Source organism: Planctobacterium sp. R6 (assembly GCF_055755215.1).
The window spans coordinates 1-12,429 of record NZ_JBVTQY010000032.1 but is presented as its reverse complement, the minus strand read 5'-3'; the positions used below and the strand labels follow the sequence as shown (position 1 = coordinate 12,429).

Genomic DNA, 12,429 nt, shown 5'->3' with positions numbered 1-12,429 from the left:
TACTTTTGCTAAGCGCCCTGGAGTGCTTACATCAGACTATACTTTCTTGGGAGGAAACTATGAATCACACAAAAACTAAACTTGCAGTACTGATTGCCCTCAGTCTGTCCAGTGCCACCTTGAGTGCACAACAGGCAGAAACTGAGGCGGCCGAAAACAACGAAGCGCAAAACCTGGAAGTTATTGAAGTTTCTGGCTACCGGGGCTCGCTGACTAAATCTTTGATGGAAAAGCGTTCTGCGGTTAACTCAAAAGAGTCAATCGCTGCTGAAGATATTGGTAAGTTTCCTGATTTGAACATTGCCGAATCGATTCAACGGGTACCTGGTGTTGCTATCTCCCGGGAAGGCGGTGAAGGCCGACAAATTACATTGCGCGGATTGGGGCCAACATTTACCCGTACAACCTTAAACGGCATGGAAATTCCGGCCAGTACCGACGGTACTGATTCAGGTGGTGGCGTAAATGGTGGACGTTCATTTGATTTTAACGTGTTTGCTTCTGAACTATTTAATCGCGTAGATATTCAAAAGACACCCACGGCCTCCATGGAAGAAGGTGGTATTGCCGGTACCGTAGATCTCTACTCTGCCAAGCCTTTTGACAATCCTGGATTTCATATTGCTGCATCAGCACAAGGTGGCTACAACGAAATCACCGAAGAAGTCGATCCTCGCATGGCATTTATGATCAGCGACACCTTTGCTGACGACACTTTCGGCGCATTATTATCAATCGCCCACTCTGAACGTACAGTACGTCAGGAAGGTTTCGGTACCGTGCGTTGGACAACACCTGTGCGCGACGGTGGTGGTATTTTCGCTGACACCAGCAATACCTCCGTCACCGGTACTACTGACACAGGTCCTTGTGAAGTTGACGGTGAAGCCGTGGATCCGGTTAACTGCTTATGGACACCCCGCCTGCCTCGCCCGGATTACTTCGGTAACGAGCAGGAACGACTGGGTGTCACAGCGTCGTTTCAGTGGGCTCCTAACGATGACCTGGTGATCACTTTCGATACACTGCAATCGACACTGGACAACGAACGTACCATGTACAATTTCTTCGAAATGTTCCGTAGTACTTTCGATGAATTAACACCTACCGCGATTACTGTTCACCCCAATGGCAAGCAGGTATTAGCCGGTACCTATGAAGGCATTAAATCGCGTATTGAGAGCCGTCAGCAAATTTCCTCTACAGACTTTAGCCAATACGTATTGTCAGGAACTTACAACATTAGCGACCGTCTGAGCATGGCTGCCATGTTTGGTACTGCAGAATCTGATGCCCGCTCTGAGCAATATCGTTACAACATGACCAACAACACGGCGCATACTTTCAGCTTTGACTTTAGCAATAATGCTAATGTGCCCACTCTGGATTATGGTTACGACGTTAACGATGCCAGCTTTTATGACTTGTCAGATGGTCGCCTGAGAGCCACAGATGTGCTGCGTGAAAACGATACAGCCAAACTGGATTTCACCTACATCGGTGATGAAGTCACTATTAAAACTGGTTTCGCCTTTAACGACCGTGTAGTGAACTACAGTGAAGAGCAAATTAACGGTTTCCCGGACCAGGCTTCCGCAGTAGGCTTTGCTGAAATTATGCCGGTAGATGACTTTGGCAGTGGCTTTGATGGCCCGCTAAATTCCTTTATTGTTGCCGATTTCGACGCTATCAATAATCAGTTACTGGATAAAACCTGGTCTCCGCGGAATGCCCAAACCTGGAAGGTACAGGAAGAAACCTCTGCCTTTTATCTGGAAATGAGCTCTGAGTATGATATTGCCGACATGGTATTGCGTAGCAACTTCGGTATGCGTTATGTGGAAACCACAACAACGTCTACCGGTTTAATCCAGGCAGATCCGGTCAGCATCGAAAACGATTATAAAAACTTCCTGCCTGCAATGAATCTGTCGCTGGACGCTACCGATGAAGTGGTCGTGCGTTTGGGATTATCTCAAACCATTACTCGTCCCAGCCTGAGTTCACTTAACCCTGGAAATCCCAGCTTTGATTACATCAATGGTCGTATAACTTCAGGTAACCCGTTCCTGAAGCCATTCGTGTCTGATAATGTGGATTTTGCCATTGAGTGGTACTTCCAGCCAGAAGCATTGGTTGCAGCCAACTTCTTTTATAAAGACGTTACCGACTGGATCCAAAGCTCCTCTGAAGAGCGTCTGGTGGATTCCGCTTACTATCCGTTTATCGACAACGACCCTCAGTACGATCCACAAATCGCACTGGACCCGCGGAGCATTCCTTATGAGCACATTACCAGTGTAAACAGTGATGAGAATACGCTAAACGGTATTGAGTTAGTGTATCAGCAACCGCTAACCTTCCTGCCTGGTCCTTTTGATGGATTAGGTGTGGTAGCTAACTTCACTAAAGTATCCAGTTCAGGGGAAATTACAGGCTTATCTGAAAACTCCTTTAACTTTACCCTGTACTATGAAAAGGATAACTACGGAGCCCGTATCTCTGCCAACAAGCGTGACGATTACATCACTGACTTTAGCGGCAGCAATGGTAACGTTGAGCACGGTACCACAGGACCAACGCATATCGATTTATCAGCGTATTACAACTACAGCGATAACCTGACGGTCACGCTGGAAGTGATTAACCTGACAGACGAATATGAGCGCTTATTCACCACAGGTGATGGCACGTTAAACCTGATGCGTGAGTACAACCACACCGGAACTCAAGTATTCTTTGGCGTACGATACAATATGTAATCAGCCCACCGGGCGACCTTAAAACCAGGGCAAAACTGCCCTGGTTTTTTATTTCTGTCATCAAAAAACATCCCGCATTTACAACCAAAGTTCAATTTAGCAATGCTCCGTAAGTAGCTAAGCTTGTATTAAATCAAGAAAAAACACATTGCCCGGTCGGCAGTATTTTGACTGGCGCGGCTTCGGAGTTTATTGATGCGATTGACCTGTTTTAGCATTTTTACATTTTTGATCAGCTTATCCTTTTATTCGCCTTTGGTACTTTGCCAAACGATGCTCTCCTACGCCGTAGCTAAGGATCAAACCGACGAACGCAGCCAATTCCCTATCAAACTATTGCATGCCATCGTGGCAGAGCAGGACACGCAACTCAACATCACGTCAATCCCGATAGACGCCACTCAACACCGGGTACTGCACCTGCTGGACAAAGGTCACATTGATATGGCGTGGTTTGCTGCGGACAAAGACAGACTGGCCAAATATCACGCGGTACAGATCCCCATTGCCAAAGGGCTTTTAGGTTACAGAATGCTTTTAGTGCATGATCACAACAACCTGGCCTTTACACCTATCACAGATCTGCAGCAACTTAAAAACTATACCTTTGTGCAAGGCCTTGGTTGGCCCGACAACCGGATTTTAAAACACCACGAATTAGGACTTTTAACCGTCAGTGACTATCATCGTATGTTTAAACTCGTGGATGCCGGCAGAATAGATATATTTCCCCGCTCAATTATTGAGATTTGGCAGGAACTCGACTCGCACCAGGCGCTGAATCTGACGGTAAATGACTCCGTGGCATTACACTACCCCAGTGCCCTGTATTACTTTTTCAGAAAAGAAAATAAACAACAGGCCGAAATCATTCGCCGCGGATTTGAGAAACTGATTGATTCCGGAGAATATGATCTGTTGTTTAACGCCTATTTTGGCCAAATTTTACAACGCTCAAACCTGGCAACAAAACGCATTATTGAAATGGACAATCCCTATTTTGAGATACCGGAATCACAGCGCCACTACTTTTACAGTCTGAATGACATTGGCAAAAACCCAAGACATGCAATGGCAAGTAATAGTGCTACAACCAAAGATGCAAAACTAGCAGAGCTCTAAACACATATAACACGCAGAATATGCCATTCTTAGTCTCAAGGTGGCAATAGTTGTAACCGGCAAAAAGTTTCCGCTACAAACCATTATCATTAAAAGGTCTTGAGAATTACGCCTTTGGAAAATCTAGAATATTCAAACCAAGACTCTCCACACATGTAATACATCGCTTTTTATTTGTATCGCCTTTTTCTAAATATCAATATAGCAACCCCACAAATCTGTGCTTTCCCCCTCCCTGTACATCCGAAACAGCCTTATTAAACATTTAAACCAAAACGACTTTTTTTATTGTTCCTCCCGCAAACGCATAAAATTGGTGAGTTTTTTGCAGAAATAAGTGCTCTTACGAAGAATCCTACCAATAAACAGGAAAACAAACATGAAAGTTGAAAATAGCGTACAGTGGCCTGCTAAAGCACATTCTGGCGTATCAGGCGCGTCTGTTTCAGCATCTAAACCTGAAAAATATGACCCATCAAAAGGTATTGCCATTGGAACGGGTACCTCATTGATGCACAAACTTCCATTGCCGCACGAATTACAGAAATTTGAACCCGCTCCAAAAGCCCATGAATTAAAACTTAATGCACTTTCACCCGAAGACACAAGAACAATGCTGCTAACTAAAGGGCAACAGCGAGACGTTACTGCTATTGCTTATGTAGATGGGAGACCTGCAATGATGTTTGGTGATAGTATCACCAGCCGAAATAATTTTGGTTACATCGCATTGGCCAGCAACGGCAATCACAGTCAGGCAAAACAGGCATTAAAAGAACAGTATGGCGATCGAGTTGAAATTATTGAGTTTTCACCTACCAGTGCACCAACTAACGCAGAAGCATTCGAATTGTTCAACCAAAAGTCCTATAGAGAATTTGTCGAACGTGAATACCATTTAGAGCGACAAAATCAAAGTAATGCTGCAAAGCAACAGTTGGAAATGCATCAAAAACACCTACAGCGTCAAAACACACCCGTTGATGCAGTTTTTACAATGAATGGGGTTATTGTTGCCAGTTTAGGCGCAGACAATTCGACGGATTTACACCGGGGCAATCTACTTATGACTCTTGATGAAATGGGATTAAGCAGCGATGTAGCTAAAGCACTTTATGATGATACTGTGGGTAAGAAATTGTCTACAAAGGAACTAAGGTCAATTTTCGAACAGAATTTACCCGGTCAATACAATATAGAATTCCCCCACTCCGAAGCATCGATAACCCGCGAACAAATAACCAACCAGGCACGGTCTCAATATGCACAAAAGGTTGAAGAATACAGTAATAGATAAACCAAATTAAACCTGGCAACCTGTACTAAAAAACAACGAGGAAGTGACATTTCTGGTTCTAAATAACGAAATGTCGTATCCCACATACAGAGAATCGTTTACTACTGAATATCGATTTTATTTATTTCATATATTAAACAATGAGTTAAATCATCCTCTACTTTTCTACATTTAACTGGCACGAGTTTTGTTGTCTTTGTTTAACGCAAAAGCAAAGTCCAGGGAAGACTACAACCAGCGTTGAACCCTGCCACAACAACAGTCACACCGGTACTCACAAATAATGACAGATTCGAACAATATCCATGTTGCAGATAAATTACGCATTGAGAATTCATCCAGACTGCACCCGACAATGCCAAATATTAACAAAGCCCCCGTGTGGCTGATCATCACCGTAGTGATGTTGAGTATGCTTCCCGACACATTGAATATACTTGGCGTTGAACTGGGTGTGTCACCATACTCACATAATGCAGCACAAGTAGATAGTCATGCTCTACTGGCAGAAAAAGCTCAACAAATGATTTTGTTTAACCCATCAGCATCCAATGCAATATTCGTCAACCACATGTTTTATGGTCTCAACGGCGCCTTTTGGCATATGATGCTGGAGCTAAGTGCGGTAATGGTTGCAGTAATTACCGCAATATTAGCTTTTGCCCACTATAGAGTTCAGCGTAATTTTGTTGTGCCATTTATTGGTCTGGTATTGTTAGCTGCAGGTGGTATGGATATGTATCACACTGCCGCTGCATCTCGGCTTATTGAGGTCTCTGCACCAGATTCGCAGCTTATCCCATTCACTTGGGCAGAAGCTCGAGTATTCAGCGCCCTAACACTATTATTTGGGGTGTTTTTACTGCTGTTTACACGGCTCAAACAAAGCCAACATATTCCAATATTAATCACTACTACCATATTTTTATTTATTGCAGCAGCAGCAATAATTGCTATAACCAGCTCCAGTGCGGAACTACCTCAAAGTCAATTTGAAGATGCACTCATCAAAAGGCCCTACGATGTAATACCTCTTATATTGTATATAGTGCTTGGAGCAATATTATTGCCCATATTGAACCGCCGTTCCCCATCCATTTTCTACTCCAGTCTCATATTGAGCATGTTGCCTCAGGTTATGGCTCAGATTCATATGGCATTTTCGTCTGAAGTACTTTTCGACAATGGATTCAATATCAGTCATGGTTTAAAAACTTTGTCATACCTTATCCCTTGTTTAGGGATAGTTCTCGACTATGTTGCTATTGCTCAACGAAGTAATTTAATGTCAAACAATTTGGAGCAGATGCACGAGGAAATTAAAACCCAGGTGGCAAAATCAGTTGCGGAACTTAAAAACGTGGCCGAAGATGTAGGTCATAAAGCTGTCGCATTGGCCAGTTCTAGTATTGCATTGAGCGATTTAGTAAACCAACAATCCCTTTGTACCGCACAAAGTGCTTCAGCAATGGAAGAAATGACCTGTTCCGTCGGCGATGTTAGTAACAATGCGAAACAAGTTGCCGGAACAACACAATCTGCCAACAACAACGCCAGTAGTAGTAGCGAAACAGTTACCCAAAGTATTGGTTCACTGACCCAAATTGCTGAAGCAGTTTCCGTAGTTTCTACAAAAATAGAATACCTGAATGACAACAGTGAAGAAATTGGGAAAGTAGTTTCCGTTATAGATAGCATTGCTGAACAAACCAATTTACTTGCGTTAAATGCCGCCATAGAAGCAGCGCGAGCTGGAGAACATGGTAAAGGCTTTTCAGTAGTTGCCGATGAAGTGCGGGGGCTCGCTCGTAAAACCCAAAACGCTACCAATAAGATTGCACAGACAATCTCCAGTAATCAAATTGAAACTCAACAGTCAGTTGAAAGCATGAGACAGAGCATGGTTCTGCTTGAAGAAGGCACTGAACTTGCCTCCATAGCTAAGAAAAATATGGAAGATATTGTCGACAGCTTCGAACAGGTTAGTTCAATGATTTCACAAATTGCCACTGCGAATACACAACAGGCGATTGTGGCACGAGATATCTCACAACAATTGAACCACATTAACAACATAAGCTCTGAGATGGTAAATACTATATCTGAAGTAACTTCTGCTTCAGAACACCTTTCACGACTTTCAGAAACAGCTCAAAACCTCGCTCAATCATTAGATTTAAGCAATCATAAAAGATAGTTCTCTCAATGAAGTCATTTCAGGCGTTTTCATAATGCCTGACTTACCCACATTTAAATTTAAAGCAAAAAAGTATGTTTTTTTGGACGATTAGGCAACAGTGCTATTGATGTCGTCGCTATTATCAGCCGCCGTAGAATGCAAACGACCGAAAACCTCATAGGTGTTTTTGAAGGCTTATTTTCAGATTTTTTAGTTTATGAATTACACATATAGTCAACTTAAGGGTTTAAACCTTTTACTACTCAACATTACACATGAGGCCGTGCTGGGGTTCAACAGATTCGGAGAAAACGTATTTGCGAATAATGCCGCATCGAGACTGACGGGTTGGACAGACAAGGAACTGACCGGTAAAAGAGCTCATGACATTGTAGGTTGTGATTGTGATAGTAGAAGCGGCCTTCTAAAGCCAGACGATGTAATCAACAAAGTCCTCCAGGACGGTCAGACTCGACGCTATTCGCAATGGACTTTATGGCGAAAAGATGGTACAGACTTTCAGGTACAGTTGTCTTGTACCGCTTGGCTGGAAGATAAAAAAATCATTGGAGCTCTACTGTTTTTTAGAGATATAAGCGCATCAATAATTCAGGAACAAAAGTTAAATAGTGCATTAATTGAAATTCAAAGGCTGCGTAATCTTCAAGGAGATCAAATTGATAAGCCCGGTGATTTTGACACAAATGATGGTTGCACTCCTGAGCTTATTGGAGAACATCACAAAATTAAACAGGTTTTAAACGAAGTAAAACAAGTAGCAACAACCTGTGCAACGGTCCTTATCCACGGAGAAACCGGAACCGGCAAAGAACTCATTGCCCGGATGATTCATAGACAAAGCAATCGTTCGGGTCAACCACTCATAAAACTAAACTGCGGGGCAATTCCTAGAAATCTCGTTGAAAGCGAGTTATTTGGACATGAAAAGGGGGCGTTTACCGGAGCTTTACATGCTCGTGCTGGCCGATTTGAGATGGCCCACAAAGGGACACTGTTTTTAGACGAAGTTGCCGAGTTACCTATGGATACTCAAATAAAGTTATTGCGAGTAATTCAGGAGCAGGAATTTGAGCGTATCGGTGGTAACAAGCCATTAAAGGTAGATGTCAGGATTATTGCCGCATCACACAAGGATCTGAGTGCATTGTGTCGTTCAGGTTTATTTCGCTACGACTTGTACTATCGACTAAATGTTTTTCCTATGTGGATACCTCCTATTCGAGAGAGAATTTCGGACATCCCTTTAATAATATCTTACACCCTAAAGAAGTTGGAAAATAAGCTCAACAAAACACTAAAAGAGTTAACTCCGGAATCAATGCATAAAATGCTGGCTTACCCCTGGCCGGGCAATATTAGAGAAATACAAAATGTTTTGGAGCGTGCAGCGATACTTACACTATCTCCGAATATAAAAATTAACGACGAGTTTATCGCACCTGAACTGGCCAACAATTCAGGGGTTATTTCTCACCCGAACAAAGTTGTAGATTCAGTCGGAAAAAATAACCTAACCAGCCTGGCAGAAGTAGAAAAGCAACATATTGAAGAAACTTTAAAAGCCCTAAACGGCAGAATTTCAGGAAAGTTAGGCGCGGCTACAATTCTAAAAATTCACCCTAATACACTTCGTTCAAAAATGGAAAGGCTCGGCATCAGTACAAGTAACACACCAACAAAATAAACACATATAGCTATCTTAAATTGAGTTTACCAGCCTTCAACAGACCACATGAAACTGACTATGTTGAACTATCCAGGGCTGTTTTACATGTTTATAGATTTTGAACACGAGAATAAAATATGCGAGTTTTAAATGGAATAATGGCACAGCATACATTCACCACTAAGATCGAATACCAGGGAAATCTGAGCGGACCAAGGCATTTTGGCAAAACAGGACAACTTCACTTTCTCGAAAAAGGAAACGTCAGGATACTGATACAAGGTAAACAAGTAATACAAGTAGACCGGCCCGCTATTGTTATTGTGCCAGCAGCTGTACCTCATATGATTGAAAGCATCGGTGATCTGCCTGTAAAAATGATAAATGCCAGTATTTCATTATCTACGTCACAAGACTCATTTATCTTCGCCGCCTTACCTGACTATTTTTATTTCCAGTTAAACCCTGAATGTAAAATTTCCTGTACTGCAAAATGGCTCATAGGTGAAATCACTGAGCAGCGCTTTGCCCGACAATCCATGTTGGACAAATTAACCGATATTTTCGTGTTGCAAATTTTCAGGTTTGCAATAGAAGAAGGTCTGATTCAACAGCAAATGTTAACAGCCGCACATCATCCCTTACTATCTCGGGTAATCAAAGAAGTACACCAATTCCCTGCAACAAACTGGAATCTCAATAATATGGCGAAAAAAGCAGCAATGTCACGAACCCGATTTGCAAAAAGCTTTAAAGAGATTCTCGGCCAAACCCCCAAAGATTACGTTACAGATATCAGACTCGCCAAAGCCCAACGACTATTATTAGCAGACAAATCTTTAAATTTTATCGCCAGTGAAGTTGGTTATGAACATCCATCGGCCCTCACCCGAATTTTTAAAAAAAAGCTCGGTCAGACACCTCGTCAATGGTTGAAACTCTCACAAAAAATGCAGTCACAAATCCAACCTCTGTAATTAGTTTTGGTTCGGAGCATTGGTATCGCTGAACTGAAAACGTTTACTACAAACGCCGGGCCCCAATAGTAACAGCAAATTATTCAGGCATTAAAAGGAGTTACCTTTGCTTCAACCTGCCCCCTAGAAATTGCATTTTCTAAACTGATTTTTTCAAAGTTAGAAATTCCCGATTGCAACAGTGCATCTCGACACAAATAAGAAAAACTATTTCTTCCATGATGTTTGGCTCTATACAAAGCAACATCCGCCAGATTAAATAAACTATTCAGACAGGGTACCATTTCGCAATCAACAGGTACTGTGCCATGCCCAACTCCAAATGAACAAGTTATTGAATTATGGCCATTTTTTGAAATTTTACTGAACTCAATTTTAAGAAGCCCATTTATTTTATAAATCAAATCCGTTAGTTGTGTTTGTGATGCTTTTTCAACCAAAACCAAAAACTCTTCACCTCCCCATCTAAATCCATGCACATCCGAAGAACTAACAGCTCTGAGCACCTTACCGACGACTTCAAGAACCTGATCGCCTGTATCATGCCCAAGTTCGTCATTTATTTTTTTAAAGTAATCAATATCAATTAATATTAACCCTAATGAAGCTAAACTAGTGTCCCCTTCCCTTTGCTCAAGGGTGTTAAACAATCTGGCTTTTTCACTTGTCAGAAATTTAAAATAGCGCCTATTGTAAAGACCTGTTAAATAGTCAGTTCTACTTTCTCGTTCAAGTTCATCTTTTATTGCCTGCAGTGATTTTATTGCGTCTGACAGACTTGAAGTTTTCTTTTTGACCTCTAACTCTAATTTCTTTTGGTTGACTAATAGTTCAGTTTCCTTTCGCTTTCTCAAATACTCAATTATCAGAAGTAATAAAACAAAAACCACTGAATAACCAAAATATGCCAACGAACTTTTCCAAAAAACAGGAGGCACTTCTAAAACAATGGTTAATTCATTTTCAATATTTTTTCCATAGCCATCTCGACCTTTAATACGGATTCGATGAATACCCTCTTTAAGGGGAGAAATACTTAATGTACCATTGGCCATTTTCCTCCAATTATTAGGCATCTCATCGTCGCTCATCCAGTTATAATAATACTCCTGGTTCCGCGGGTAGGCGTAATCATCTATATAAAATCTGATTTCAATGGCGGCGCCATTCTCGACCAAATAATGATTGTTCCCAGATAATTTTGTTGGTTTTAAATTTAACTGGCTGACAATATCTGTAACGCTATCTACATGTATTTTTGCTGTACTCGCTTCTACTTCACCGAGGTAATTGTCAATATTGACCTGATTAAAACCATTACCGCCACCAAAATATAACTTTTCATCGATTGTACTTTTAAAGTATGAACCACTATTAAAATCAGCCCCCTGCAAGCCATCTTGTTTTTTAAAATTAACAACTTTGCCTTGTCTTAAATTGATAGCGGAAAGACCTTTTGAATGGCTTAACCAGAGCAAATTATCTTTACCACCACGCAAGCTTCCATAAACAGAGTCAGACACCAGTGTGGAAGTGCGAACATTAAACAATTTTGTTTCTATCTGACGCCTTGAGGCATCCAGTTCAACAATATAAACACCGTTATCTTGTGTCGAAATGGCGTATGTATCCATTCTGCCCAGCTTGGTAATACCCATTACTCGTTCAATACCCAATCTGGAAAAATTGACTTTGTCAGAGAAATAATCCTTGTCAGTCTTCAGGCTGACGGACTCTGCACTTCCATCGTACAAACCCAACAACAAACCGCCATTATTCATTGGCGCAAAACTGGTTATATAATTTGAACTGATTGTTTGCGAAGAATGCCCGGTTGCTGCAATTTGAAGCAAAACACCTGATTCAACCTGATACTGGTAAAGCCCGCCACCAAAAGTCGTAAAAAGTATGGAACTGTAATCCTGGGACTTAATGGCACTAACGGAGTCACTCTGCAATACATTGTTATTACTTTTATTTATAACAAGATCAAGCAATCCATTTCTGTTAAACCGCAATATGCCGCTGGCATAAGTACCAACCCAAAGATTGTTTAGTGCATCAATATGTAATTCTACAACGTGTTTATTTTTCAGATTTTCCATTGGCATATTTTTTTGCGAAAAAATTCCATTGTTCCAGGTACCAATAATCAGTCCCCAATGTTCCGATTCAGCAAAAGCAGTAACAACACCACCTAATTCAATGTTTCCATCTGTTAGCTTAAAGTGGTTGAATAAAGAAAGGTCCCCCCAATACTGTTTAACACCAGAATTTGTGCCAAACCAAATAACATTGGAGTTATCAGTTAATCCTGACTGAATGAGAAAGGGTTTGAATATACTTGGTTAATTATTTCCAAACAATACTTCATGGCGGTATGTATCGCTTCCGGCACACCAGCC

7 protein-coding genes are annotated in these 12,429 nt (G+C 41.6%); 6 read left to right on the top strand and 1 reads right to left on the bottom strand.

Annotation, left to right across the window (positions count from 1 at the left end):
- Positions 1-59 precede the first annotated feature (59 nt).
- The 6 genes from AC0J20_RS17390 to AC0J20_RS17365 all read left to right on the top strand — a co-directional run bounded on the left by AC0J20_RS17390 (position 60) and on the right by AC0J20_RS17365 (position 10,024).
- The gene (locus AC0J20_RS17390; protein WP_473022687.1) at positions 60-2,762 is read left to right on the top strand and encodes a TonB-dependent receptor; all 2,703 of its coding nucleotides are present in this window, start codon (positions 60-62) and stop codon (positions 2,760-2,762) included.
- Positions 2,763-2,957: 195 nt separating this feature from the next.
- Positions 2,958-3,884: a substrate-binding periplasmic protein gene (locus AC0J20_RS17385; RefSeq protein ID WP_473022686.1), complete on the top strand. Its 927-nt coding sequence runs from the start codon at positions 2,958-2,960 to the stop codon at positions 3,882-3,884.
- A 379-nt stretch (positions 3,885-4,263) separates the two neighbouring features.
- On the top strand, positions 4,264-5,181 hold the full coding sequence (locus tag AC0J20_RS17380) for a hypothetical protein (protein ID WP_473022685.1): 918 nt from the start codon (positions 4,264-4,266) through the stop codon (positions 5,179-5,181).
- A 283-nt stretch (positions 5,182-5,464) separates the two neighbouring features.
- Positions 5,465-7,378, top strand: coding sequence for a methyl-accepting chemotaxis protein (locus AC0J20_RS17375; RefSeq protein ID WP_473022684.1), 1,914 nt, complete (start codon positions 5,465-5,467; stop codon positions 7,376-7,378).
- A 199-nt stretch (positions 7,379-7,577) separates the two neighbouring features.
- A complete protein-coding gene (locus tag AC0J20_RS17370; RefSeq protein ID WP_473022683.1) occupies positions 7,578-9,065 on the top strand; it encodes a sigma-54 interaction domain-containing protein in 1,488 nt (495 codons plus the stop codon).
- 119 nt (positions 9,066-9,184) lie between these two features.
- On the top strand, positions 9,185-10,024 hold the full coding sequence (locus AC0J20_RS17365; RefSeq protein WP_473022682.1) for a cupin domain-containing protein: 840 nt from the start codon (positions 9,185-9,187) through the stop codon (positions 10,022-10,024).
- 83 nt (positions 10,025-10,107) lie between these two features.
- Here the strand turns inward: AC0J20_RS17365 and AC0J20_RS17360 are convergent, their stop codons facing one another.
- Positions 10,108-12,135, bottom strand: a complete 2,028-nt coding sequence (locus AC0J20_RS17360; protein WP_473022681.1) for a ligand-binding sensor domain-containing diguanylate cyclase — start codon at positions 12,133-12,135, stop codon at positions 10,108-10,110.
- Positions 12,136-12,429: the final 294 nt, after the last annotated feature.